The sequence below is a fragment of the Candidatus Clostridium eludens genome, assembly GCF_045310515.1.
In the GTDB taxonomy this organism is placed as follows: Bacteria; Bacillota; Clostridia; order Clostridiales; family Clostridiaceae; genus Clostridium_B; species Clostridium_B eludens.
Genome location: NZ_JBJHZX010000001.1, coordinates 148285 through 174934, shown reverse-complemented (window position 1 = coordinate 174934; position 26650 = coordinate 148285). Strand labels below are relative to the sequence as shown.

The 26650-nt window shown below is 31.4% G+C and carries 20 protein-coding genes; 17 read left to right on the top strand and 3 right to left on the bottom strand.

The window, feature by feature from the left end:
* The first annotated feature begins 210 nt into the window (after positions 1–210).
* Positions 211–1167 (top strand): hydroxyacid dehydrogenase, encoded by a 957-nt coding sequence (locus ACJDU8_RS00730; protein WP_406790241.1) that lies wholly within the window; start codon positions 211–213, stop codon positions 1165–1167.
* A gap of 1 nt (position 1168) precedes the next feature.
* On the opposite strand, the gene ACJDU8_RS00725 is transcribed toward ACJDU8_RS00730, so the two are convergent.
* On the bottom strand, positions 1169–2020 hold the full coding sequence (locus ACJDU8_RS00725) for an AraC family transcriptional regulator (protein WP_406790240.1): 852 nt from the start codon (positions 2018–2020) through the stop codon (positions 1169–1171).
* 134 nt (positions 2021–2154) lie between these two features.
* Here ACJDU8_RS00725 and ACJDU8_RS00720 point away from each other — a divergent pair, with 134 nt between their 5' ends.
* From ACJDU8_RS00720 to ACJDU8_RS00695, 6 genes are all read left to right on the top strand, one after another.
* The gene (locus ACJDU8_RS00720; RefSeq protein ID WP_406790239.1) at positions 2155–3429 is read left to right on the top strand and encodes a dicarboxylate/amino acid:cation symporter; all 1275 of its coding nucleotides are present in this window, start codon (positions 2155–2157) and stop codon (positions 3427–3429) included.
* A 432-nt stretch (positions 3430–3861) separates the two neighbouring features.
* Positions 3862–5538 carry a formate--tetrahydrofolate ligase gene (locus ACJDU8_RS00715; protein WP_406790238.1) on the top strand — a complete coding sequence of 559 codons (1677 nt, stop codon included), beginning with the start codon at positions 3862–3864 and terminating at the stop codon, positions 5536–5538.
* Positions 5539–5558: 20 nt separating this feature from the next.
* On the top strand, positions 5559–6191 hold the full coding sequence (locus ACJDU8_RS00710) for a cyclodeaminase/cyclohydrolase family protein (RefSeq protein WP_406790237.1): 633 nt from the start codon (positions 5559–5561) through the stop codon (positions 6189–6191).
* A gap of 87 nt (positions 6192–6278) precedes the next feature.
* Entirely contained in the window at positions 6279–7133 is an 855-nt protein-coding gene (locus ACJDU8_RS00705; protein ID WP_406790236.1) for a bifunctional 5,10-methylenetetrahydrofolate dehydrogenase/5,10-methenyltetrahydrofolate cyclohydrolase, read from the top strand.
* Positions 7134–7338: 205 nt separating this feature from the next.
* Entirely contained in the window at positions 7339–8601 is a 1263-nt protein-coding gene (locus ACJDU8_RS00700) for an NAD(P)/FAD-dependent oxidoreductase (protein WP_406790235.1), read from the top strand.
* An 86-nt stretch (positions 8602–8687) separates the two neighbouring features.
* A complete protein-coding gene (locus tag ACJDU8_RS00695) occupies positions 8688–9308 on the top strand; it encodes a DUF1836 domain-containing protein (RefSeq protein WP_406790234.1) in 621 nt (206 codons plus the stop codon).
* A gap of 59 nt (positions 9309–9367) precedes the next feature.
* On the opposite strand, the gene ACJDU8_RS00690 is transcribed toward ACJDU8_RS00695, so the two are convergent.
* The gene (locus ACJDU8_RS00690) at positions 9368–10000 is read right to left on the bottom strand and encodes a RusA family crossover junction endodeoxyribonuclease (protein WP_406790233.1); all 633 of its coding nucleotides are present in this window, start codon (positions 9998–10000) and stop codon (positions 9368–9370) included.
* 155 nt (positions 10001–10155) lie between these two features.
* Here ACJDU8_RS00690 and tsaD point away from each other — a divergent pair, with 155 nt between their 5' ends.
* The 6 genes from tsaD to ACJDU8_RS00660 all read left to right on the top strand — a co-directional run bounded on the left by tsaD (position 10156) and on the right by ACJDU8_RS00660 (position 20630).
* Positions 10156–11181 (top strand): tRNA (adenosine(37)-N6)-threonylcarbamoyltransferase complex transferase subunit TsaD, encoded by a 1026-nt coding sequence (gene tsaD, locus ACJDU8_RS00685; protein ID WP_406790232.1) that lies wholly within the window; start codon positions 10156–10158, stop codon positions 11179–11181.
* A 474-nt stretch (positions 11182–11655) separates the two neighbouring features.
* Positions 11656–15105, top strand: coding sequence for a pyruvate carboxylase (locus ACJDU8_RS00680; RefSeq protein WP_406790231.1), 3450 nt, complete (start codon positions 11656–11658; stop codon positions 15103–15105).
* A 307-nt stretch (positions 15106–15412) separates the two neighbouring features.
* Positions 15413–16267 (top strand): patatin-like phospholipase family protein, encoded by an 855-nt coding sequence (locus tag ACJDU8_RS00675; RefSeq protein WP_406790230.1) that lies wholly within the window; start codon positions 15413–15415, stop codon positions 16265–16267.
* A gap of 171 nt (positions 16268–16438) precedes the next feature.
* Positions 16439–19360, top strand: a complete 2922-nt coding sequence (locus ACJDU8_RS00670; protein WP_406790229.1) for an insulinase family protein — start codon at positions 16439–16441, stop codon at positions 19358–19360.
* Positions 19361–19500: 140 nt separating this feature from the next.
* A complete protein-coding gene (locus tag ACJDU8_RS00665) occupies positions 19501–19791 on the top strand; it encodes a thiamine-binding protein (protein WP_406790228.1) in 291 nt (96 codons plus the stop codon).
* Between the two features lie 359 nt (positions 19792–20150).
* On the top strand, positions 20151–20630 hold the full coding sequence (locus ACJDU8_RS00660; protein ID WP_406790227.1) for a response regulator: 480 nt from the start codon (positions 20151–20153) through the stop codon (positions 20628–20630).
* Between the two features lie 83 nt (positions 20631–20713).
* Here the strand turns inward: ACJDU8_RS00660 and abc-f are convergent, their stop codons facing one another.
* Entirely contained in the window at positions 20714–22624 is a 1911-nt protein-coding gene (abc-f, locus tag ACJDU8_RS00655; protein WP_406790226.1) for a ribosomal protection-like ABC-F family protein, read from the bottom strand.
* A gap of 268 nt (positions 22625–22892) precedes the next feature.
* On the opposite strand from abc-f, the gene ACJDU8_RS00650 reads away from it, so the two are divergent.
* From ACJDU8_RS00650 to ACJDU8_RS00635, 4 genes are all read left to right on the top strand, one after another.
* Positions 22893–23525, top strand: a complete 633-nt coding sequence (locus ACJDU8_RS00650) for a redox-sensing transcriptional repressor Rex (protein ID WP_406790225.1) — start codon at positions 22893–22895, stop codon at positions 23523–23525.
* A 215-nt stretch (positions 23526–23740) separates the two neighbouring features.
* Entirely contained in the window at positions 23741–24520 is a 780-nt protein-coding gene (locus ACJDU8_RS00645) for a short-chain-enoyl-CoA hydratase (RefSeq protein ID WP_406790224.1), read from the top strand.
* A 187-nt stretch (positions 24521–24707) separates the two neighbouring features.
* Positions 24708–25847, top strand: a complete 1140-nt coding sequence (locus ACJDU8_RS00640; protein ID WP_406790223.1) for an acyl-CoA dehydrogenase — start codon at positions 24708–24710, stop codon at positions 25845–25847.
* Positions 25848–25863: 16 nt separating this feature from the next.
* Entirely contained in the window at positions 25864–26643 is a 780-nt protein-coding gene (locus ACJDU8_RS00635) for an electron transfer flavoprotein subunit beta (RefSeq protein WP_406790222.1), read from the top strand.
* Positions 26644–26650 lie beyond the last annotated feature (7 nt).

The following is a 26650-nucleotide window of genomic DNA, read 5'->3' as shown; positions in this document are numbered from 1 at the left end:
TATTAATCAAGTGATTCTTGGGCTTAGGTGGAGTTTGCTTATAAGAAATGCTTTTCTCCATCTGGACCTTATGAACAAGTGTGTAAAGTATTGGAGGAGCATATTGAATTTTTAAATCATTTAGTATTAAATTAATGGAAGGAAAAATAGAATTGTAAGTTGATTTGAGATAAAATAGAAAATAAAGAATTATGTAGGGAGGGTTATAACATGAGTTATAAAGTTTTAATTACAGAAAGTATAGATGAAGAAGGTGAGGAATACCTGAAAAAGTTTGGATATGAAATAAAAGTGCCGCAGCATATTTCGGAAGACATACTTGTAAAGGAAGTTAAAGATTGTGATGCAATACTTGTACGTATGGCGAACATTACAGAGAAGGTTATAAGGGCAGGAACAAAATTAAAAGTTATATCAAAATTTGGTGTAGGCGTGGATAATATAGATATTGAAACAGCAGGGGAGTTAGGTATACAGGTTACTAATTCGCCGGAATCAAATAAAAATACAGTGGCAGAGTATACCTTGGGACTTATTATAGCACTGGCAAAGAGATTTTTTCTCTACGATAGAGAATTGAGAAAGGGAAATTTTCAAGTAAGAAAAAATTTTGGAATGGATCTCCATGGAAAGATACTGGGAATTGTAGGAGTAGGAAGTATAGGTAAGCTAGTTGCATTAAAGGCTTCAAAGGGATTTGGAATGAAGGTTATAGGATTCAAACGTCATGTGGACTCAAAATTTCTGGAGGATATTGAAGTTACAGATAATCTGGATTATGTACTTAAAAATTCGGATTTTGTAAGTTTGCATATTCCGCTTACTGAGTCCACGAAAAAGGTTATAGGGGAGAGAGAATTATCTCTTATGAAACAGGGAGCATTTCTTATAAATACAGCCCGAGGAGAAGTTGTTGACAACCATGCTCTTGTTAATGCCCTTTTAAGTAAAAAAATTGCTGGCGCTGCAGTTGATGTGTTTGAAGGAGAAGTACCTTCAAAGGATAATCCTTTATTTAAACTTGAAAATGTAATTGTAACGCCTCATACTGCTGCCCATACTGCAGAAGCTATGAAGAGGATGTCTCTCCATCCTGCTATTGGTATACATGAAGTTTTGAGTGGTAAAAAACCTTCCTGGCCTGTAAATACAAAAAGTAAATTATAATTTAATCTTTATAATATTTGTTTGGAGAAATTCCAAACATTTTTTTAAATGCACGTATAAAGTTAGAGTAATCTCCAAATCCAGATTCCAAACAGGCAGTAGTTATATTTTTTCCCTTTCGTATTAATAGATTGGACATGATAAGCCTTTTTTGAAGTATATAAGCATGAATGGTATAACCTGTTTGTTTTTTAAATTTGTGCATCAGGTAGTATTTGCTTACATAAAATTTAGAGGAAAGAAAGTCTATAGATAGATTTTCGCTTAAATGTTCGTTTATATAATTTAAAATATTGTTTATGCCTTGGTCATATCTAATATCATATAACTCTGTAATATTTTTTTGTTTTAGAAATAATCTATTAATATAGATTATAAATTGTAAAAACAGAGAAACTCTTAATGGTTTATAACCAATTTCTTTATTTTCAAAGGTATCTTTAATATCAAAAAGTAACTTTTCTATTATGTTAACCCAATATTCATTTAATCTTAGAAGATTAAATTTCTGCTTTGAGGCTAATTCAAAACAACTTAATAGATTGCAATTATTATTATTTTTTATTAAAAAGTCTGAGTTTACCCACATGATTATGCGCTCATAAGTTTCCTTCGGATTTATTACTGCTTTGTGTATGTCATTGTTATTTATAAGAAGTATATCCAAAGGTTTTAATTTATAGGATTTACCTTCTATTAGATAAGTTACATCACCGGATATAAATATCACTATCTTATTAAAATTATGATAGTGGAATTCAAAGTTCATATCTTTTTTGTCTTTTAAATAAAATATTTGAAAGTCATTTTTTAAATAACCTCTTTTTATTTTTAAAACTTTATTTTCTTCCATTAATAATATACCTCAACATGAATATAGATATATATTAGAGCATTTTTTACAATGTTTCAAGCATTTTTAGCAATAAAAATGGTAAAAAATTAGAATATAATAGTTAGTAGATAATGTAATTGGGGGTAGTGAAAATGAAAGATTTTCTTAGAGCATATAGGTTTTCTATAGTGTTATTGGGTTCAATAATTTTAGGTGCAATTTTAGGTATTTGTCTTGGGAGTAAGGCATTGGTGCTAAAACCTTTTGGAGACTTGTTCTTAAATTTAATGTTTATGATAATAATACCGCTAGTATTTTTTAGTGTTACTTCAGCTATAGCTAATATGAAAGGTATGAAGAGATTTGGTAAAATTATAGCAAGTACATTTATAGTATTCTTGTGTACGGCACTTGCAGCTTCTGTAATAGGTATAATAGGTGCTTTTATAGTAAATCCTGCAAGAGGTATAGATTATATGGCATTAAAACAAATTGTATCTGGAGGTACTGATTCAGTACAACAAGTTAAACAGGTTGGGATCTTGCAGCAACTTGTAAATACTATTACTGTTTCAGAGTTTATATCTTTGTTTTCTAAAAGTAATATGCTGCAGTTGATTGTATTTTCCATACTCTTTGGGATTTCTACGGCAGCACTTGGAGAAAAGGGGGAACCTGTAACTAAATTTTTTACGGCAGCATCTAGTGTAATGATGAAGATGGTTGAAATAGTAATGTATTATGCTCCTATAGGTCTTGGATGTTATTTTGCTGCAGTAATAGGAGAACTGGGACCCAAAATATTACAGGGTTATTTGAGAGCATTTATTCTTTATATAATTATATCTGTTATTTATTATTTTGGTTTCTTCACTTTATATGCTTTTTTATCTGGAGGAAAACATACAATTAAGCTATTTTGGAAAAATGCCGTAGTTCCCACCATTACAGCACTTGCTACTTGTTCTAGTGCTGCAAGCATTCCTGTTAACTTAGAGTTTACAAAGAAGATGGGCGTTCCAAAGGATGTAGCAGAAACAGTAATTCCACTTGGAGCAAATGTTCATAAAGATGGTTCTGTAATTGGCGGGGTTATTAAAATTGTTTTCTTGTTCGGACTATTTGGTAAAGACATGACAAATGTATCATGTATATCATCTATAATTTTTGTATCGTTTTTAGTGGGAGCTGTAATGGCAGCTATCCCAAGCGGCGGTATGATTGGTGAAATGCTTATATTAAGTATATATGGCTTTCCGCAAGAATTGCTGCCTATAGTTGCAGTTATAAGTGTTATTATAGATGCACCAGCCACTGTATTAAATTCCACAGGAAACACAGTATGCAGTATGATGATATCAAGGCTTGTAGAAGGAAAAGGATGGATTCGTGATAAAGCAAATAGTGTAACAAGTTCTAAATATTAAATTAAGATATTTTAAGGTTCAGATGAAGGAAAGCGTTTTTTATGACCAAATTCTATCTGAACCTTAGAATATCTTGAGAAATATATTAAATAAACTATATTTTTTGCAAGCTATTTAGTAATATGTTAATATATAAAATATATTTTGGATAACCAAATATTTATTATAAATATTTGGTTGTAGTATCGTTAAGATTTTAACATTTCTTTATCCGATCGCTACCACTGCTAACACCCCCATCTTCTATCAAAGTGGGGGATAAGCACTGCTACGCGCCTGGATAAGTTCTTCTAAGGTTCAGCTGGAGAAAAGCAGTTCTCATAAGCAAACTCCACCTGAACCTAAGAATCACTTGATACATATTTTAAGAATCCTAAATAATAGGAGCGGTTAAAAACAATAAAAGAAAAAGTAGAGATGGGGGTACTTTAAATGGAGTTTAAATCAGATATTCAAATAGCACAAGAATGCAGCATGGAGAATATAAAAGATATTGCAAAGAAATTAAATATTTCTGAAGATGATATTGAATTATACGGAAAATATAAGGCTAAAGTGGATTATAATCTTTTAAAGACTACTAAGGGTAAAAATGGAAAGCTTATACTATGTACAGCTATAAATCCAACACCTGCCGGAGAAGGGAAAACCACTACATCAATAGGTGTGGCGGATGCACTTGCAAGGCTTAATAAATCTGTTGTTGTTGCACTCAGGGAGCCTTCCATGGGACCTGTATTTGGAATAAAGGGTGGCGCTGCTGGTGGAGGATATGCACAAGTAGTACCTATGGAGGATATAAATTTACATTTTACAGGAGATATACATGCTATGACTGCTGCTAATAATTTGCTGGCAGCTCTGGTAGATAATCATATATATCAGGGAAATAAGTTGAACATGGATCCAAGGAGAGTTGTTTGGAGAAGATGTGTAGATATGAATGACAGACAACTCAGGTTTGTAATTGATGGACTGGGTGGAAAAGTTAATGGAATACCACGAGAAGATGGCTTTGATATAACAGTTGCTTCAGAAATAATGGCTATATTTTGTTTATCAACAGATATAAATGACTTGAAAGAAAGACTTTCTAAAATAGTTGTAGGGTATACTACAGAAGGTAATCCGGTAACGGCTCATGACTTAAAGGCTGAAGGAGCTATGGCGGCACTTCTTAAAGATGCATTGAAACCTAATTTAGTTCAGACCCTTGAAGGAACGCCAGCATTTGTACATGGAGGCCCTTTTGCGAATATAGCTCATGGATGTAATTCAATAATGGCTACTAAAATGGCACTGCATTTTGGTGATTATGTAGTTACAGAGGCAGGATTTGGTGCTGACCTTGGTGCGGAAAAATTCTTGGATATTAAATGCAGAATGGCAGGATTAAAACCAGATGCAATAATAATAGTTGCTACAGTGAGGGCTTTAAAATACAATGGCGGAGTATCAAAGACTGAGTTAAATAATGAAAACTTGGAGGCTCTTGAAAAAGGTATTCCAAATCTATTAAAGCATGTTGAAAATATAACCAAGGTATTTAAATTACCTGCAGTAGTGGCATTAAATGCATTTCCAACAGATACAAAAGCTGAACTTAAGCTGGTAGAAGATAAATGCAGAGAATTTGAAGTGAATGTAAGGTTATCGGAAGTTTGGGCAAAGGGCGGTGAAGGCGGAATAGAAGTTGTTAAGGAGGTACTCAGGCTAATAGATGAGGATAAAAATGATTTTGAATTTGCCTATGATGAAAAATTGCCAATTAGAGATAAGATAAGAACCATAGCTCAAAGAATATATGGTGCTGATGATGTTAATTTTACAAGCCAGGCAGAGAAAGAAATTGATGAATTAGAAAGATTGGGTTTTGGAAAAACCCCGGTGTGTATAGCAAAGACTCAATATTCTTTAACGGATGATCAAAATAAACTTGGAAGGCCAACAGGATTTAAAATTACAGTAAGACAAGTTACAGTTTCTGCTGGAGCAGGTTTTGTAGTTGCAATAACCGGTTCAATAATGAAGATGCCAGGACTTCCGAAGGTTCCTGCAGCTGAAAAAATAGATGTAGATGAAAATGGTGTAATAAGTGGATTATTTTAAGTATTTTCAGGAGGAGTAGCATGAAGCTAGCAGATAAAAGTTGTATTGATTTTGTAGAAGTTCTTGGGTCAAAAGCTGCAGTTCCAGGTGGAGGAAGTGCAGCGGCTCTTGTAGGATCTATAGGAATGGCACTTGGGAGCATGGCTTGCAATCTTACTATAGGAAAGAAGAAATATGAGGAGTATGAAAAAAAATTAGAATCTATATTGAAAAAGACTTATGAGCTGCAGGAAAAACTTTTGAATATGGCTGATGAAGATGCAAAATGTTTTCTTCCCCTTTCTAGGGCATACGGAATGCCAAAATATACAGAACAGGAGAAAAGACTAAAGGAAGAAACTTTGGAGAAGTGTTTAAAAGATGCGTGTGAAGTTCCTGTAAATATTATTAGGCAAGCCTATAATGCAATTAAACTTCATGAAGCTTTAGTGGATAATTGTTCAAAACTTGTGATAAGCGATGTAGGAGTGGGTGTCCAGTGTCTAAGAGCTTCAATTATTGCAGCAGAACTAAACGTGATAATCAACATAAATTCCATAAAGGATGCGGAGTATGTTGAGAAGATAAAATCAGAAATAAAACCTTTAGTTGAAGAAGGTATTGAAGTTGCAGATAAAGTGTACAGTAAGGTGGTACAGATACTTTCTAAATAAGAATGTTGTATTTTTATTATTAATATATTTGTATGTGAATTGTAATTTATTGTGCAGTGAATTTTAAATATGAAGGAGAGTATAAGTGTGGGGCGAATAATTAAAGGTAAACCTGTGGCAGATGCTATAACTGAGACTTTGATTAAAGAAGTAAGTAATTTGAAAATACAGGGTGTTATTCCTAACGTTGTTATAATAAGGGTTGGAGCAAAGGGAAATGACCTTGCTTATGAAAAGGGAATATTAAAAATATGTAGTAAAATTGGAATAAAGGTATATGTTAAAGAATTGCCGGAGGATGTATCACAAAATCAATTTATTCAGGAATTAAAGAAGTTCAATGAAGATAAAAGTGTAAATGGGATAATGGTATTTAGACCTTTACCAGAACACTTAGATGAAAGTATTATAAAATATATAATTGAACCTGAAAAAGATGTAGATTGTTTCAATCCTATAAATTTAGCTAAGATAATGTCAGAAGATAATACTGGTTTTGCACCTTGTACGCCCTGTGCAGTTATGGAAATACTGAAGTATTACAATATTTCTATAGAAGGAAAGCTTTCTGTAGTGATTGGAAGGAGTATGGTAGTTGGAAAGCCAATGTCAATGTTGCTTTTAAATAAAAATTCCACAGTTACAATATGCCATTCAAAAACTGTTGATTTATCAAAAGTTTGTTCCCAGGCAGATATATTGATAGTAGGCATAGGAAAAGCTAAAATGATAGATTCAAGGTATATTAAGGATGGAGCTGTAGTTATAGATGTAGGAATAAATGTAGACGAATATGGAAATCTATATGGAGATGTAGATATGGAAAGCTGTGAATTAAAGGATCCGGTTATAACGCCAGTTCCAGGGGGAGTAGGATCAGTCACTTCTTCTATATTGGCACAACATATTGTAAAAGCGTGTAGACATCAAAACAACTTATAGAAATTAAAAAAGTATTATATGTGCTAAAGAGAGTCAAATTTTGAGATATTAGTCTTAAATAGACTCTTTTTTAAATATTAGTTTTTTTAGCATAAAATATGATAAAGTAATATATGGTGTGGAATTTTTTTGATTACTATATAAGCAAACTCCACATAAATCTAAGGATCACTTGATAAATTTAGAATGATTGGAGGTTATATATATGCAAAAGTATGATGTAGTAATAATAGGCGGAGGACCGGCAGGGCTCGCAGCAGCTATAACCGCCAAAGAAGAAGGTATAGATAATATATTAATACTTGAAAGGGAGAACCAGCTGGGAGGAATATTAAATCAATGTATTCATAACGGATTTGGATTTCATATCTTTAAAGAAGAACTGACAGGTCCAGAATATGCCGGAAAATTTATTGACAAAGTAAAATATATGAAAATTCCATATAAATTAAATACTACGGTATTTAATTTAAGTAGAAATAAGATTATAACTGCTGTAAATGAGGAAGACGGTATAATTCAGATAAAAGCTAAAGCTATAATTTTATCTACGGGCTGTAGGGAGAGACCCTGGGGTACTATGAATATACCAGGAAGCAGATGTGCGGGTATATTTACGGCAGGTTCTGCCCAGAAATTTATAAACCTAGAAGGGTATATGCCCGGAAAAGAAATTGTAATACTGGGTTCTGGAGATATAGCGCTCATAGTGGCCAGGAGAGTTACATTAGAAGGTGGAAAAGTTAAAGCAGTAATAGAGAGGCAGCCCTATTCCAGTGGACTTAAAAGAAATATAATACAGTGTCTGGATGATTTTAAAATTCCTTTGAAATTAAATCATACTATAATAGATATAAAGGGAAAGGACAGGGTAGAAGGAGTAACTGTCATTCAGGTAGACAGAAACAGGAGAACTATTAGAGGTACTGAGGAATATATTCCTTGCGATACTTTACTTTTATCTGTAGGATTATTTCCAGAGAATGAACTTCCAAGAAGTGCTGGGGTGAGGTTATCCAATATAACTGGGGGGCCTGTAGTAGATGAGAGTTTAGCTACCAATGTAGATGGAATGTTTGCATGCGGTAATGTACTTCATGTCCACGATTTAGTTGACAATGTTACTTTAGAAAGTATAAATGCAGGGAAAAATGCAGTAAAGTATGTAAAAGGTAAAAAGTTTAATGGAAATAAAATAAAAGTTTTAGCTCTTGATGGAGTTAAGTATACAGTTCCACAGTATATAAATGCTGAAAACGTAGAAAAAACAATAAATATTATGTTTAGGGTTGCAAATGTATTTAAAGATAGGTTTATATCAGTATATTTTGATGGCATTAGAGAGATACACCTTAAAAAGAAAATACTTACTCCAGCAGAGATGGAAGAAGTTAAATTTAATAAGGAGATATTGGAAAAATACCCAAACTGTAAACAAATAACAATAAAGGTACAGAGAGAATATTGAAGGAAACTTTTTAATATATTGGAGTGTGTTATAATACTAACAATGAAAGCTGATCTATACTTGTGGTGAAACTAGGAGGATATTGTATGGATGAAAATACACTGGAAAAATTGATAGGGGAGTTTGGTGATTTTACACAGTTAAAACTTGAGAATATACCAGATATAGATTTATATATGGATCAGGTTACTACCCTTATTGAAGAAAAGTTAGGATATTTAAAAAGGAAAGAAGGAGAAAGTACTCTTACTAAAACTATGATAAATAATTATACTAAATCAGGAATACTTATGCCTCCTAAAAAGAAAAAATATTCTAAACAGCATATTATATTAATTATATTGACATATTATTTAAAACAAATTTTATCTATAAGTGATATAGAAAGATTATTTTCTCCCATAGTAAAATCTATACTGGCAGGAGAAGATCATAAAGAAGATTTAAATAATATATATGAAAACTTTTTAAAAATAGAGAAATGTGAAGTGCAAAATTTTACAAAGGATTTTCAGTATAAAATTGGAATGTTCAATGATTTAAGCATAGAAGATGATAGCAAAGAGCCAGGGATTGAAGCTAAACCCCAATTTAAAGGGGAAGAGGATGTGGCTCAGCTTATAATAATTGTGATTATGTTAATTGTAAAGGCCAATATAGAAAAGAAAATGGCAGAGAAGATAATTGATAGTTTTTTCACAAAATAGAAATATACATAAATTTTTTCACATAACATGGAAGCAAATCTATGTATATTTTTATGCAGTTATTTGAATAGTTTGTTAAAACATTGCTTACAAATTATGGTTTTGCCTTTATTTGCGGATATTGTATCATCTTGATGTACTGTTTTTCCGCAAATTTCACATTTGGTTTTAATATGTTGTCCACTAAAATTTAATACTTTTTTTGGACTTTTAAGTTTGTCTTTCTTGTTGGGAGGTGATGAGTAATTTATAGGTTCTTCTATTATATCATTTTCTGAAATTTTATATTCTATATTATAAGAACTTTCCCCAAATAGTTCCAATTCGAATCTGGGGTTATTTTTATCATAAAATTCTTCTATAATTATTTTGCGTATTTGAGCATCATTTACTATTAATCCGCTTTTTTCAACTCCGTCAAATATACTTTTCGTTATATTATTTGTATCAGGGTGCCTTTTTGCACTTTTATAATATACTTTCAGCAGAGCTATTAAAGATTCAGATATAACTATTCCAGGATTTTGATTTCTGCATTCATAGGCTATTTGTTCTTCATATAAAGCATATCTATCGTGGTACTTTCCAGAATTGTAAGGTAATATAGCTCTTCCACGTATGTTGAATAATTTAAAATTTGATTTTGATATAGGGGAACCGTTAATAACTATTTTTGCATAAGGTTTATTCATTTTTTTATCTCCAGTATTATTAATTAGTTATTTAATAATAAATATATCATAATTTCATTTGTTATGGGTGGGGGATTTTAATGTATTAACTTGTGTTTTTAAGAAACTAATACTAAAATAAGTACAGTTAGATAACATAGAAAGGTAAAAAGGTTATGGATAAAGATGTAAAAATACTCGCTATTGAAAGCAGCTGTGACGAAACTTCTGCAGCTATAGTAGTTAATGGTAGAGATGTATTGTCTAATATAATATCTTCGCAAATAGATACTCATAAAAAATTTGGAGGGGTAGTACCAGAGGTAGCTTCAAGAAAGCATATAGAAGTTATAAGTATAGTAGTACAACAAGCTTTAGAAGAAGCTAGAATAACATTTAAAGATATAGATGCAATAGGAGTTACTTATGGTCCTGGACTTGTAGGTGCACTTCTTGTAGGACTTCAATATGCAAAGGCATTGGCTTATGCCTTGAATAAACCTTTAATAGGAGTAAATCATATAGAAGGCCATATAAGTGCAAATTTTATACAGTATAAGAGTTTAAAACCACCTTTTGTATGCCTAGTAGTATCTGGAGGACACACTTATTTAGTGTATATGAAGGATTATGGAAAATTTGAAGTGCTAGGTCAAACCAGGGATGATGCGGCAGGAGAAGCATATGATAAAGTTGCAAGAGCTATTGGTCTTGGATATCCAGGGGGACCTAAAGTTGATAAAATAGCTAGGCAAGGGAATCCAGATTCCATTAAGTTTCCAAGGGCAAATTTTCATGATAACAATTCATTGGATTTTTCTTTTAGCGGGTTAAAATCAGCAGTACTTAATTATTTAAATCAAAAAGAAATGAAAAAAGAGCATATAAATAAGGCTGATGTAGCAGCGTCTTTTCAGAAAGCTGTAGTTACTTTCCTGGCAGATAATGCATTTAGGGCATGTAAATTAAAGAATGTAAATAAAATAGCTGTGGCAGGTGGGGTGGCTTCCAATACATGTCTTAGGGAAACCTTTAAAAATCAAGGAAACAAAAATAAGGTGGAGGTTTTATTTCCTGAGCCTGTACTTTGTACCGATAATGCGGCTATGATAGGAAGTGCAGCTTATTTTGAGTATATAAGGGGAAATACAAGTTCTTTAACTTTAAATGCTATTCCAAATTTAAAGTTAGGAGAAAGATAATATGCAAATACTGTAGCTTTATTGCAAGATTTATATTAAAATAATTCAAGAAAAAGTAACATATATCACATTAAATTTAATGTGATATATGTTATTATTATAATAATATTTTAATATAATATAATATAGAGTAGCATAATTGTTATATATAATACACTATTTACAAAAGCTATTATAAGATATATAATAATTTGTGTTGAGATTGATTTTTTATATGAAAAGAAGTTGCAAATGTTACTTTGATTTATAACTTTAGGCAGTAAGGAATAAAACTATAAGTTTGCTTAAGTATAATGCAGTATGTATAACACAGGGACATTTTGGAGTAATTAGTTATAATTAATATATGCAAGGATAAAAAAAATAAAATTCAATTGAAATAATTTTAATACTTATATATAATAGTACTATATTGTCTAAATTTAATACTAGCTGTTAATAAATATGCAAAATATATATTTTTTATAAGAGGGGATGATGGACTTGGCAAGTAAGTTTAAGAGAGTTCTTGTAGCCAATAGAGGAGAAATTGCCATAAGAATATTTAGAGCATGTGAAGAATTAGGAATTACTACTGTTGCCATATATTCAAAGGAAGACAAGAGAGCTTTATTTAGAACTAAGGCAGATGAATCTTATCTGTTAAATAGTGAGAAAGGCCCTATTGAAGCATATTTGGATATTGATGAAATAATAAATATAGCTCTAACTAAAAACGTTGATGCAATACATCCAGGATATGGATTTTTAGCAGAAAATCCTGAACTAGCGAGAAAGTGTGAACAAGCAGGTATCGAATTTATAGGACCTACTTCATCTATGATGGAAATGCTTGGAGACAAGATAAAATCAAAAATTGTTGCTAAAAAGGCACAGGTGCCTACAATACCGGGAATACAGGAACCTATAAGAACAGAAGAACAGGCTTTAGAATTTGCTAAATATTGTGGATATCCTGTTATGGTTAAAGCAGCTGCTGGCGGCGGCGGCAGAGGAATGAGAATAGTAAGGGAAGAAAAAGATCTTTTAGAATCCTATAATAGCGCTAAAAGTGAATCTAAAAAAGCATTTGGATCAGAAGATATATTTATTGAAAAGTATATTGAAAGTCCAAAGCACATAGAAGTTCAGATTCTTGGAGACAAACATGGAAATGTGATTCATTTATATGAAAGAGACTGTTCTATACAAAGAAGGCATCAGAAGGTAATAGAATTCACACCATCTATAGCGTTATCAGATGAAAAAAGAAAAGAGATATGTGAAGATGCATTGAAGATTGCAAGAACTGTAGGATATAGAAGTGCAGGTACTTTGGAATTTTTAGTAGATAAACATGGAAATCACTATTTTATAGAAATGAATACCAGAATTCAGGTAGAGCATACAGTAACCGAAATGGTTACTGGAATAGATTTAGTTCAAGGCCAAATACTTGTTGCTGAAGGGTACGAGCTTGGTTCTAAAGAAATAGGAATAAAATCTCAAGATGACATAAAGCTGAATGGATACGCTATTCAGTGTAGAATTACCACAGAAGATCCATTAAATAATTTTGCTCCAGATACTGGAAGAATTGATATGTATAGAACTGGTTCTGGTTTTGGTATAAGACTTGACGGAGGTAATGGATTTACAGGAGCTGTTATAAGCCCTTATTATGACAGTTTGCTGGTAAAAAATATATCATGGGCAAGAACCTTTGAAGATGCTATAAGAAAGTCAGTACGTTCTATAAAGGAAACTATTATATCTGGAGTAAAAACTAATAGTGATTTTATAATTAATGTGTTAAAACATGAAAGATTTATTAAAGGAGAATGCGACACTAATTTTATTGCAGATACTCCAGAGCTATTTAATATAACTCCGAAGCTTGATGCAGAGCTTAGTATAATGAAATACATAGGAGAAAAGGTAGTAAATGAAACCCGTGGGAAAAAGCCATCATTTAATGTACCGGTGGTTCCTAAGGTAGATGTAAGCCTTAAGTCAAAAGGTACAAAACAGATATTAGATGAACAAGGTCCAGAAGGACTAGTTAAGTGGATAAAATCCCAGAATAAGCTTTTGATTACAGATACTACTATGAGAGATGCTCATCAATCCCTTATGGCAACTAGAGTTAGAACTAGAGATATGATGAAAATAGCAGATGCTCAGTCAGTTTTAGCTGGCGACTTGTTTTCCATGGAAATGTGGGGAGGAGCAACTTTTGACGTAGCATATAGATTCTTAAAAGAATGTCCATGGGAGAGACTTGAAAAGCTTAGAGAAAAAGTACCTAATGTATTATTCCAAATGCTTTTAAGAGGAGCTAATGCAGTAGGATATAAGAATTATTCAGATAATGTTATAAGAGATTATATAACAGAATCTGCAAAATCCGGTATTGATGTATTTAGAATATTTGACTCATTAAATTGGCTAAAAGGAATGGAAGTTGCTATAGATCAGGTATTAAAAGAAGGTAAAATAGCAGAGGCATGTATGTGCTATACAGGAGATATACTTGACAGCAGTAAAACTAAGTATAATTTAAAATATTATGTAAATTTAGCTAAGGAAATAGAAAAGACTGGAACTCATATTTTAGGAATAAAAGACATGTCTGCATTATTAAAACCTTATGCAGCATATGAACTTATAAAGGCTCTTAAAGACGAAATATCTATACCAATACACCTTCATACTCATGATACAACAGGTAATGGAGTGGCAACTATACTTATGGCAGCTCAAGCAGGAGTGGATGTAGTGGATCTTGCATTTAATAGTATGTCAGGACTTACAAGCCAGCCTGCATTAAATTCTGTGGTAGCAGCATTACAAAATACAGAAAGAGATACTGGTCTTAATCCAGATAATCTTCAAAAATTAGCTAATTATTGGGAAGATGTAAGGCCTGTATATAGTCAATTTGAATCCGGTCTTAAATCTAGTACTGCAGAAATATACAAATACGAAATTCCAGGGGGGCAGTATTCTAACTTGAAACCTCAAGTTGAAAGTTTTGGGCTTGGTGATAGATTTGAGGACATAAAAGAAATGTATAAAAAAGTAAATGCCTTGGTAGGAGATATAGTTAAGGTTACCCCTTCTTCTAAAATGGTAGGAGATTTAGCTATATTTATGGTGCAGAATAACTTAGATGAAAATACTATATATGAAAAAGGAAAAAGTTTGAATTTCCCTGATTCTACAGTTTCATATTTCCAAGGCATGATGGGCCAACCTATGGGAGGATTGCCTGAGAAATTACAAAAATTAGTATTAAAGGGAGAGGAACCTCTAAATGGAAGGCCAGGAGAATTTCTTCCACCTGAGGATTTTGAAAAGATAGAAGAATATTTAACTAAAAAGTTTAAGAGAAAGTTTAATAAGAAAGAACTTTTAAGTTATGCTCTTTATTCTGATGTATTTGAGAATTATTTGAAATTTATAAACGAATATGGCGATCTTAGCCGTATGGAAAGTGATGTATTTTTCTATGGACTTACTGAAGGAGAAATGTGTGAAGTTGAAATAGGTGACGGAAAGAGCTTATTTATGCAGCTGCTTGACATTACCAAAGTTAATTCTGAAGGATGCAGGTTCTTGGTATTTGAGGTTAATGGAAATAAGAGGGACATACAGGTAAAAGATAAGTTAGCTTTCGCTGGGGGGGCTGCAGTTCAGGAAAGTGCAGCAGTTATGGCTGATGAAGACAATGAAAAAGAGATAGGAGCAAGTATACCTGGGAGTGTTATTAAAGTAATTGCAAAAGCAGGAGATGAAATTGAAGAAGGACAGACTTTAATTGTAATAGAAGCAATGAAGATGGAAACTAACGTTACTTCAACTGTTTCGGGTGTTGTTGAAGGAGTTTTTGTAAAAGAAGGTCAAAGAGTTAAAACTGGTGAACTTTTAGTTAAATTAAAATAGTATTGTGACTTGATTATGTAAATAGAGTGCTGTTAAAAATTTTTCCAATTGAGAAGTTTCTAACGGCGCTCTTTTTTATTTTTTGTAAGATGTCTTATATATTTTCTATAAAGTTTAACTTTGGCATAACTTCACTAACTTAACTAGTTATGTTAAAATATATTAACAATAAAAGTTTCATAATAAAGGATATTTGATCATCAAGTTATTTTGTTATACTAAAAATGGTTATTTTAATATAATTATAGATAAGATAAAATTTTTGATCTGAGGATATAAAATTATTGTTAAACGAGGTGGAGAATACATGGAAGATATAGGTTTGGTTTTAGAAGGAGGAGGTATGCGAGGATTATATACTGCGGGAGTGCTAGACTTTTTCATGGAAAAAAATTTATATTTTCCATATGTTATAGGAGTTTCCATGGGAGCCTGCAATGCATCCTCATATATTTCAAGACAAAAGGGTAGAAATAAGAATATAAATATTAATTACGTAGGCGATCCTAGATATTTAAGCTATAGAAACTTAATATTGAAAAAGAGCATATTTGGAACAGATTTTATATTTGATGAGTTAGCAAATAGGTTAGAAATATTCGATATGGATTCTTTTAACAGGGCCAAGGAGAAATTCGTGGTGACTGTTACGGATTGTGACAATGGTAAACCAGTATATTTCGAAAAAAGTGAATGTGAGAATAAAGATATATTTGATGTCATAAAAGCTTCTATTAGTCTTCCCTTTATGGCCCCTATGGTAAAGTTCAGAGGATTGAATTTATTAGATGGAGGGGTTTCAGATCCAATACCTATAAAGAAGTCTATAAAAGACGGAAATAATAAAAATGTAATTATCTTAACTAGGAATAAGGGTTATGTAAAAAGGTCTTTTAAGATGAAATTTTTGGCACGAAGAATATATTCCAAGCATAAAGGCCTGGTAAATGCTATGTTTGATAGATATAAAAAGTATAATAATACTTTGTCATATATAGATAAATTAGAGGAGGAAGGCAAGGCATTTGTTATGAGACCTGAAGAAAGTTTAAAGGTTAGAAGAATAGAAAGGAATAAAAATAAGCTTGTAGAATTATACAATCAGGGGTATAAAGAAGCATCACAGTGTTATGATAAATTAAAAGAATGGATTAAACAATAAAAGTAAATTATATAATATAACTATAGTTTTAACTTCTTAAATTAATGATTATTTTAAGTTTTGATGTTTAAATAAATGCACATAAATATTTCATAGTTTTGTAAAGAAGTAATAAAAACTTTAGTTAATAATAATACTGCAATATATAAAATTATAGGAGAGAATTTAAATATGGATTTAGGAAAAATATACAGTGGTTTTAAACTATTAAAGAAAAAAAATATAGAGGAAATAAACTCTATAGGAATGCTTTTTCAACATGAAAAAAGTGGTGCCAGATTATTTTATTTGCAAAATGAAGATGATAACAAAGTATTTTCAATAAGCTTTAGGACTCCACCAGATGACAGTACAGGAGTTCCACATATACTTGAACATTCTGTATTATGTGGTTCTAGAAAATTTCCGGTGAAAGAGCCTTTTGTGGAATTGGTAAAGGGTTCCCTTAACACTTTTCTAAATGCAATGACTTTTCCTGATAAAACTATGTACCCTGTAGCTAGTGTGAACCATAAAGATTTTTTAAATCTTATGGATGTATATTTAGATGCAACTTTTTATCCTAATATATATAAGTATCCAGAAATTATGATGCAGGAAGGATGGCATTATGAGCTGGATAGTAAAGATAAGGAAATAACTTATAAAGGGGTAGTTTATAATGAGATGAAGGGAGCTTTTTCATCTCCAGAATCTATATTGTTTAGGAAAATATCAGAATCCCTATATCCAGATACCCAGTATGGTGTGGAATCTGGGGGAGATCCAGATATAATACCGGAGCTAACCCAACAGCAGTTTTTAACATTTCATAGTAAATATTATCATCCGTCTAATAGCTATATATATTTATATGGAGATATGGATATACTGGAGAAACTGGAATTTATAGATAGAGAGTATTTAAGTAATTTTAGCAAAAGATCTGTGGATTCTATAATATTAGAGCAAACTCCTTTTGATTCCCAGAGAGAAATGCTGATAAAGTATCCAATTTCAAGCGCTGAGAAAGAAGAAGATAAAACTTTTTTGAGTATCAATTATTCAATAGGGAAAGTTGTAGATAACGAACTATACTTAGCCTTTGATATACTGGAACATTTACTTTTAGAAACACCTTCTTCTCCACTTAAAAAAGCTTTAATTAATGCCAATATAGGAAAAGATGTATTTGGAGTATTTGAAGCTAGTATGCTTCAACCTATATTCGGAATAGTAGTTAAAAATTCCAATGAGAGTGAGAAGAATAAGTTTAAAGAATTGGTGGAAAAGACTTTAAAGGATATTGTAAATAATGGCATTGATAAAAAATTGGTGGAGGCCTCTATAAATATAAAGGAATTTCAGCTCAGAGAGGCGGATTATAAAGGATATCCTAAAGGATTAATATATGGAATGAAGTGTATGGACAGTTGGTTATATGATGAAGAACCATGGGTACATCTTACTTATGAGTCAGTATTAGATAAAATAAAATCACAAATGAACAATAACTATTTTGAAAATCTTATAGATAAGTATATTTTGGGAAATAACCACAGCTCCATGGTAATAGTTAAACCAGAAAAGGGATTAGCGGAAGAAAGAGAAGCTGCCTTAAGTAAGAAATTAAAGGATTTTAAGAAAAGTATTTCAGATGATGAAATAGATGAGATAATTAAAGATACTTTGAAATTAAAAGAAAGACAAAGTATTAGAGACAGTAAGGAAGATTTGATGAAAATACCTCTTTTAGGCATATCGGATATAGATCCAAAGCCTAAAAAACTGGAACTTGTGGAAAAGAATAAAGATAAGGTAAAGTTATTGTTTTATCCCATATTTACAAATGGTATTTATTATGTAAACTCATATTTTGATACTCAAGGATTAGAAGAAAATTTAATACCATATATATCACTTTTAAGTGCTGTACTTGGAAAAGTCAGTACGGAAAATTATAACTATGAAGATCTTACCAAGGAAATAAATATATACACCGGAGGAATAGGTTATTCGCCACAGATATTCGGAGAAAATAAAAGTAATAAAGAATTTTATCCTAAATTTGTAGTTAGGTCAAAGGTTTTGGCAAATAATCTGGAAAAATTAGTTTCAATATTAGAAGATATAATGAATCATACTAAGTTTGATGAAAAAAAGAGATTGAAGGAGATAATCCAGGAAACTAAATCTAGAATGGAAATGACTATGTTTCAAAGGGGACATATAGTAGTTGCAAACCATGTATGTTCATATTTTTCACCTATGAGTAAATATGAAGATATATTAGGAGGATTAGAGTTCTATAAATTTATATGTAATTTAGAAAAGAATTTTGGAGATAAGGTAGAGGAGATAAGTAAAAATCTAAAAGAGGTTTCCGATAAGGTATTTAATAAGAAAAATTTAATTATCAATGTAACCTGTGAAGAAAAAGATTATAATGCTTTTGAAAACATAATAGATAATTTACTTTTTCAATTAAAGAATGAAGAAATACCTAAAGTGGAGTATAAATTTAATTTACAGGCTAAAAATGAAGGACTTATAACTTCTTCCAAAGTTCAATATGTGGCAAAAGCATATAATTACATGGATCTTGGGTATTCCTACAGCGGAAGAATGTTAGTTTTAAAAGCTATAGCTAACTATGAGTATTTGTGGAACCAGATAAGAGTTCAAGGAGGAGCTTATGGAAGTTTTGCTTCTTTTCAGAAAAATGGAAATGCATTTTTTACATCCTATAGAGATCCTAATTTAAAGCGTACTATTGAGGTCTATAATAATGCAGGAGAATTTTTTAGAAATTTTAAAGCGGATACCAGGCAGATGACTAAATATATAATAGGAACTATATCAGATTTAGACTTTCCACTATCACCTTCTATGAAAGGAGAGCGTGCTACAGAATATAATATAAAGCATGTGAGTTACGAAGATTCGGAAAAGGAAAGAGAAGAAATATTAAATACTAAAGAGGAAGACATAGTTGCTTTTGCAGATTTGATTTCTCATATTATGGATAAAAATAATGTATGTGTTATGGGAAATGAACAGAAAATACGCGAAGATAAAGATGTATTTAAAGATTTAGTGAATTTATTTGAATAAGCTTTTCTAAAAGGATATAAGTATAAAAATCCACAGTGTAAAAAATTTTTTTAATACATTGTGGATTAAATTTATTCAAACTGAAATCCATATTTGAATATAATTTTACTTAAATATAAGTGATTTTGGAGGAGGGACTTATGGTATTGACAAATGTGAGCATACAGGTTTTGCCTGTAGTGGAGGAAATAAATTTATATAAAGTGGTAGACAAAGTTATAGAATATATAGATTCTTGTGGGGTGAAGTATGAGGTAGGGCCCATGGAGACTACCATGGAAGGTGAACTGAGTGAACTTTTAAGAATAGTAGAAGCTGCACAGAAAATATGTATAGAATATGGTGCGTCAAGGGTAGTATCTGTGGTAAAGATAGATTATAAACCGGGTAGAATTACTATGGAGGAAAAAGTTAAAAAATATAGAAAATAAGTAAATTCCACAAGTTTTTCAGGGTACTTACATACTTAGAATTAAAAATGAAGATAAGTATAATATAGGTTTCATTTATCCGAACGCTACCATTGCTAATACCCCCATTTTCTTCAAAGTGAGGGATAAGCACTGCTACACGCCTGGATAAGTTCTTCCCCTAAAGGATAACGTATTCTAAGTGCTAAAGACACTAAGAATACTGTTAATAAGGTTCAGATGGAGAAAAGCATTACTTATGAGCAAACTCCACCTGAACCTAAGAATCACTTGATGTAATTAATGCTAAAATTTAGGTTGAAAAATAGCAGCTTATGATTTAATATATAGAGTATATTAAGAGATATGGTGGTGAAACCATGAAAAGAATACTATTGGTAAACGATTGTAAATTTGAAAGCATCATTATGAAGGATAAGTTAATAAATATAGGATATGAAGTAGAAGTTTCTAATGAATACGGTGCATCTTCAAAAATTAATAAGTTTAATCCCGACGTTATCATAGTTAACTTTGTAATGAAGGATATTACCGGAGACAAGCTTATAGAAAAAATAAAAGCTGAAAGACCTAATATTGCTTGTATACTTTCATCTTGTGATAAAATAAATCCAGGAGCTTTTACAGGAAAGGGTGTAGATGATATTATAAATACACCTATAGATGAGGAAAAACTTTCTGAGGTAATAAATAAGGCTATATTAAAATATCAGACTAAACATGGCAATACAAACTTTAGATTTAAAAAGGCAATGTTATTTTGCCCATACTGTGGCGGGGAATTTAACCACACAAATAACTCTTTTGCATTTTGCCCATACTGCGGTGGGGAGTTATAGTAACAATTGTGCAGGAGAAATGGTAGATATGTAATTAAATTCAAACCTGCACAATTGTATATACAATAATATGAATAAATACCTTAAAACATTTCTTCCCATGTGCTATATAAAGTTTCCACTTCTTTTTGTGCAGCTAAAATCTGCTTGTGTATTTCACTGCTTTTTTTAGAATCAGAATAAACTTCTTCTAGACATAATTTTTCCTGTAATTTTAATATATAATCTTCTAACTTTGATATTTCTTCCTCTATAGTTTTTATCTCAAGATTCTTTTTTCGTTTGTTTTTTTCTAGTTCTTTTTTTCTTTTTTTCTCCTGATATATTTGAGTTTTAGTTTTTGAAGTACTTACTTCCTCCTCAAATCTCAATGGATTTTTTTTCTTTTCTGTATAGTAAACATAGTTGCCTAAATATTCTTTTGTCTCAGTTTGACTTAATTCATATATTTTACTTATGCATTTATTTAAAAAGTATCTGTCATGAGATATTACCAGTATAGTACCATCGTAATCTAGTAAAGCCTCTTCTAAAGCTTCGCGGGAAGCTATATCTAAATGATTTGTAGGTTCGTCTAAAAGTAAAAAATTGGATTTAGACAGCATAAGTTTTAATAGATTTATTCTACATTTTTCTCCACCGCTTAAGGGTGAAATTTTCTTAAATACATCATCCCCTGTAAATAGAAAACTGGCTAAAGCATTTCTAATTTCTGTAGTGGTAAGCTCAGGAAATCTGGTCCACACTTCGTCTATGATAGTCTTTTCAGGGTCTAAATCAGATTGTTCCTGGTCATAGTAGCCTATTACAACATTTTTACCCAATTTATAAATTCCTGTATAGTCTTTTATTTGCCCAAGGATTATTTTAAAGAGGGTAGTTTTACCACAACCATTTTTACCGATAAATGCTGTTTTCTCGCCTTTTCTTATTTGAAAATTTAAATTTTTAAATAGTAATTTTTCATCAAAACTTTTACTTAGGTTTTCCACGTAGAGTACGTCATTGCCGCTATTTATTTGAGCTTTAAATATTATATTTTTAATTTTTATGTCTTTATCGGGAGGGGGTACTCTATCCAGTTTATCTAACATTTTTTGTCGGCTTTCTGCTGCCTTGATACTTTTTTCTCTATTAAAAGATCTGTACTTTTCAATAATTTCTTCTTGTTTTTTTATTTCTGTTTGTTGTATGTTATATGCTTTTAATTGAATTTCATAGTTTTTCTTTTTTAGTTCCAGAGAAGTAGTATAATTTCCATTGTAAAAATTCACATGACCGTTTATAAGTTCCATAGTTGAGTGTGTTATGGTATCTAAGAAGTATCTGTCGTGGGAAATTATAATTATAGTTCCTTTGTAGGCCTTTAAGTATTCTTCTAGCCATTCTATAGCTTCCAAATCCAAATGATTGGTAGGTTCATCTAATAAGAGTATGTCAGGTTTTGTTAATAGCAATTTGCAAAGGGCAACCCGTGTTTTTTTCCCTCCACTTATTATGTTTATGGAATCACAAAATTCATTCTGAGAAAAGCCTAGACCTGCTAGGACTCTATTTATTTCTGCTTTATAGGTATACCCGCCTCTGTTTCTATAGAGTTCTGAACATATGGTATAATTATCAATCAATTTATTTTGATAGTTTTCATTTTTAGAATTATAGGGCTCGTTCATTAAAGTTTCCAGCTTAATTAATTTATTTTCTAAGTCAATTATATCTTGAAATACAGTAAGCATTTCATCGTATATTGTATTTGAAGAATCTAGTGATAGATGTTGGGTTAAATAGCCTATGGTTTTAGTTTTATCTACAAATAGCTCTCCACTGTCATGGCTTATCTTATTTGTTAGAATTTGAAATAGGGTAGACTTGCCGGCTCCGTTTGGTCCTATTAGTGCTACTCGGTCTCCTTCATTTATATTGAAAGTTACATTTTCTAATATAACATCTATTCCATAGTTCTTATGAATATTTTTACAGCTTAAAATGATCATAGAATAACACCTTCCTTAACTTATTAATATTTTACTATGTAAAGAGATTTTTTTGTAGACCTTATTTAGAATATAATAATGATTTACATAATATATATAATATGGGTATTATAAAATTGAAAAACCTTAATAAAAATACAAAATAATAAAAAAGAGAGTATTAACATATGTTATAATTAGATAATACTATATAATGATAAAATGGAATTATAGTAGAATTTATTTTAATATATAATTAAAACATATAGTTATAGATATGAGGTGCGGTATGGATAAGAAAAAAGATATATCAATGTCTGTCATAAAGAGATTGCCCAAATATCATAGATATTTAGATAATTTAATGAGAAATGACGTAGATAGAATATCTTCAAAAGAGTTAAGTGAAAAAATAGGATTTACAGCTTCTCAAATACGGCAAGATTTAAATTGCTTTGGAGATTTTGGTCAACAGGGATATGGATACAATGTAAGTGAATTATACAGTCAAATATGTAATATACTTGGACTTACAAAATTGTATAGAGAAGTTATAATAGGAGCAGGTAATATAGGTCAAGCTATATCTAATTATACTAGATTTGAAAAACTGGGTTTTGAATTAAAAGCTATATTTGATATAAATCCAAAACTTATAGGTATTAGAATTAGGGATATAGAGATAAGAGACATAGATTATTTAGCTGACTACCTGAAAGAAAATGCTATAGACATAGGTGTAATATGTGTGCCTAGCAATAATGCCCAGAAGGTTTGTAATATTTTGGTCAAAAATGGAGTGAAGGGTATATGGAATTTTGCTCCAGTGGATCTTATTGTACCAGAAGATGTGAAGGTGGAAAATGTTCATTTAAGTGATAGTTTACTGACGTTGAGTTGTCTTTTAAATGATATAGAGTAAAACCTAAAGGTGTATGTTTTTACTGTAAATGTTAAAATAAAATATTAAATAAAATTTATTTGATATTTGTGCTAATTTATTATTGAAATATATAAGCTTAAGGTATATAATAAGAAGTGAAGTGAAAAACTTCAATTATTTTTAAGTGTATTTGTGATATTATTAACAATACTTTGTTAATGTTGCTTTCAAAAGGTTTAGGAGGGAGGAGTAATATGGAATTCAAAAATATCATTCTTGAAAAGGATGGCAAGGTAGCTTTGCTAACAATAAATAGGCCTAAAGCATTAAATGCTTTGAACTCAGAAACACTAAAGGAAATTGATGCTGCGGTAGATAATATTGCTGCAGATGAAAATGTGTATGCTGTGATACTTACTGGTGCGGGTAAGGCTTTTGTAGCAGGAGCGGACATAACTGAAATGAAGGATCTCAATACAGTTCAGGGAAGAAAGTTTGGGACACTTGGCAATAAAGTATTTAGAAAATTGGAAAAATTAGATAAGCCAGTTATAGCAGCCGTAAATGGTTTTGCACTTGGCGGAGGCTGTGAATTATCATTGGCTTGTGATATAAGAATAGCTTCATCAAAAGCTAAGTTTGGTCAGCCAGAGGTTGGTCTTGGAATTACTCCAGGATTTGGAGGCACTCAAAGACTTCCAAGAGTAGTAGGCGTTGGTATGGCAAAAGAACTTATATACACTGCACAAATAATAAATGCTGAAGAAGCTCTAAGAATAGGATTGGTAAATAAAATAGTTGAACCAGATAAGTTGTTAGAAGAAGTTAAAAATCTGGCAAATACTATAGCTAGTAATGCACCTATAGCTGTTCAATTATGTAAAGCGGCTATAAACCAAGGAATTCAGTGCGATATAGACACAGCTGTAGCTTATGAAGCAGAAGTATTTGGGGAATGTTTTGCTACAGAAGATCAAAAAGAAGGAATGACAGCATTTGTAGAAAAGAGAGATAAATCTTTTAAAAACAAGTAATTGATGATATCGTATAAATCAGGTCAATAACTTAAATATAAAATTTAAGATTATAATTAATAACTTAGGTTCAGTAAATTGTGATCTTTATTTTCTTTAAAGGTTTACAAATAAAGGTTTACAATGAATGATATAAAAAAAGATATAAGCTATATTTAGTATGAAAACTATTTAGGAGGTAAAATAAATGGATTTTACATTAACAAGAGAACAACAATTTGTAGAACAAATGGTAAGTGAATTTGCAGAAACTGAAGTTAAACCTCTAGCTGCAGAAGTAGATGAAACAGAAAGGTTTCCTCAAGAAACAGTAGAAAAAATGGCTAGATATGGAATGTTGGGTATACCATTTCCTGTTGAGTATGGCGGAGCAGGTGGAGACACACTCTCTTATATATTAACAGTAGAAGGACTTTCAAAAGTTTGCGCTACAACAGGTGTTATAGTTTCAGCACATACTTCACTTTGCGCAACACCTATTTATCAATTCGGTACAGAAGAACAAAAACAAAAATACTTAATTCCACTTGCAAAAGGAGAAAAACTTGGAGCATTTGGTTTAACTGAACCTAATGCAGGTACTGATGCTTCTGGACAGCAGACAACAGCTGTTTTAGATGGAGATAATTATATATTGAATGGACAAAAAATATTCATCACAAATGGTGGAGCAGCAGATACTTTCGTAGTATTTGCAATGACAGATAGAAGCAAGGGAAATCACGGAATAACAGCATTCATAATTGAAAAGGGAATGCCTGGTTTTTCAATAGGAAAACTTGAAGACAAAATGGGAATAAGAGGATCATCAACTACTGAGCTTATATTTGAGAATTGCGTAGTTCCAAAGGAAAATATGTTAGGAAAAGAAGGAAAAGGTTTTGGTATAGCAATGAAGACTCTTGATGGAGGAAGAATTGGTATAGCATCCCAAGCATTAGGTATAGCAGAAGGTGCTTTAGATGAAGCAGTTGCATACTTGAAAGAAAGAAAACAGTTTGGAAAGGCACTTTACAAATTCCAAGGATTATCATGGTATGCTGCTGAATTAGATACTAAAATACAAGCTGCAAAATATCTTGTTTACAAAGCAGCAGTAAATAAGGATAAGGGTGTTCCTTATTCAGTAGATGCTGCAAGAGCTAAGTTAGCTGCAGCTACTGTAGCTATGGAAACTACAACTAAGGTTGTACAACTCTTTGGAGGATATGGATACACTAAAGATTATCCAGTAGAAAGAATGATGAGAGATGCTAAGATAACTGAGATATATGAAGGAACTTCAGAAGTACAAAAGATGGTTATCGCAGCAAATTTATTTAAATAAATAGGAGGAGTTCATAATGAAGATAGTTGTTTGCTTAAAGCAAGTACCAGATACAAATGAAGTTAAAATCGATCCAAAAACAGGAACATTAATAAGAGAAGGCGTTCCATCAATAATAAACCCAGATGATAGAAATGCACTTGAAGAATCAATTGCTTTAAAAGAAAAAGTAGGCGGTACAGTTACAGTAGTAAGTATGGGACCTCCACAAGCAGAAGAGGCACTTAGAGAAGCTCTAGCTATGGGAGCTGACGAAGCAATATTGGTTTCAGACAGAGCTTTTGCAGGAGCGGATACTCAAGCTACTTCTTATGCATTGGCAGGAGCACTTAAAAATTTAGAATATGATTTAATATTTGCAGGAAGACAGGCAATAGATGGAGATACTGCACAGGTTGGACCTCAAATAGCAGAAAAATTAGATATACCTCAGATAACATATGTAGAAAAAGTTGATGCAGACGGAGATACTTTAACAGTTAGAAGAGCTTGGGAAGATGGATATGAAGTAGCAAAAATTAAAACTCCATGTATGTTAACTGCTATAAAAGAATTAAATGAACCAAGATATATGAACATAAAGAACATATTTGAAGTTTTCAAAAAAGAAGTTAAGATATGGAGTGCTGCTGATTTAGAAGTAGAGAAAGATAAACTTGGACTTAATGGTTCTTGCACAAAAGTTAAGAGATCACATACAAAAGAACCAAAGGGTGCAGGAGAAATTGTTAATAAACCAGTAAAAGAAGCAGTAACGTATGCAATTTCAAAATTAAGAGAAAAACACGTTATTTAATATATAG

Coding starts and splice junctions, on each gene's coding strand:
- ACJDU8_RS00730 (WP_406790241.1), top strand. CDS start 211: ATGAGTTATAAAGTTTTAATTACAGAAAGTATAGATGAAGAAGGTGAG.
- ACJDU8_RS00725 (WP_406790240.1), bottom strand. CDS start 2,020: ATGGAAGAAAATAAAGTTTTAAAAATAAAAAGAGGTTATTTAAAAAAT.
- ACJDU8_RS00720 (WP_406790239.1), top strand. CDS start 2,155: ATGAAAGATTTTCTTAGAGCATATAGGTTTTCTATAGTGTTATTGGGT.
- ACJDU8_RS00715 (WP_406790238.1), top strand. CDS start 3,862: ATGGAGTTTAAATCAGATATTCAAATAGCACAAGAATGCAGCATGGAG.
- ACJDU8_RS00710 (WP_406790237.1), top strand. CDS start 5,559: ATGAAGCTAGCAGATAAAAGTTGTATTGATTTTGTAGAAGTTCTTGGG.
- ACJDU8_RS00700 (WP_406790235.1), top strand. CDS start 7,339: ATGCAAAAGTATGATGTAGTAATAATAGGCGGAGGACCGGCAGGGCTC.
- ACJDU8_RS00695 (WP_406790234.1), top strand. CDS start 8,688: ATGGATGAAAATACACTGGAAAAATTGATAGGGGAGTTTGGTGATTTT.
- ACJDU8_RS00690 (WP_406790233.1), bottom strand. CDS start 10,000: ATGAATAAACCTTATGCAAAAATAGTTATTAACGGTTCCCCTATATCA.
- tsaD (WP_406790232.1), top strand. CDS start 10,156: ATGGATAAAGATGTAAAAATACTCGCTATTGAAAGCAGCTGTGACGAA.
- ACJDU8_RS00680 (WP_406790231.1), top strand. CDS start 11,656: ATGATGGACTTGGCAAGTAAGTTTAAGAGAGTTCTTGTAGCCAATAGA.
- ACJDU8_RS00675 (WP_406790230.1), top strand. CDS start 15,413: ATGGAAGATATAGGTTTGGTTTTAGAAGGAGGAGGTATGCGAGGATTA.
- ACJDU8_RS00670 (WP_406790229.1), top strand. CDS start 16,439: ATGGATTTAGGAAAAATATACAGTGGTTTTAAACTATTAAAGAAAAAA.
- ACJDU8_RS00665 (WP_406790228.1), top strand. CDS start 19,501: ATGGTATTGACAAATGTGAGCATACAGGTTTTGCCTGTAGTGGAGGAA.
- ACJDU8_RS00660 (WP_406790227.1), top strand. CDS start 20,151: ATGAAAAGAATACTATTGGTAAACGATTGTAAATTTGAAAGCATCATT.
- abc-f (WP_406790226.1), bottom strand. CDS start 22,624: ATGATCATTTTAAGCTGTAAAAATATTCATAAGAACTATGGAATAGAT.
- ACJDU8_RS00650 (WP_406790225.1), top strand. CDS start 22,893: ATGGATAAGAAAAAAGATATATCAATGTCTGTCATAAAGAGATTGCCC.
- ACJDU8_RS00645 (WP_406790224.1), top strand. CDS start 23,741: ATGGAATTCAAAAATATCATTCTTGAAAAGGATGGCAAGGTAGCTTTG.
- ACJDU8_RS00640 (WP_406790223.1), top strand. CDS start 24,708: ATGGATTTTACATTAACAAGAGAACAACAATTTGTAGAACAAATGGTA.
- ACJDU8_RS00635 (WP_406790222.1), top strand. CDS start 25,864: ATGAAGATAGTTGTTTGCTTAAAGCAAGTACCAGATACAAATGAAGTT.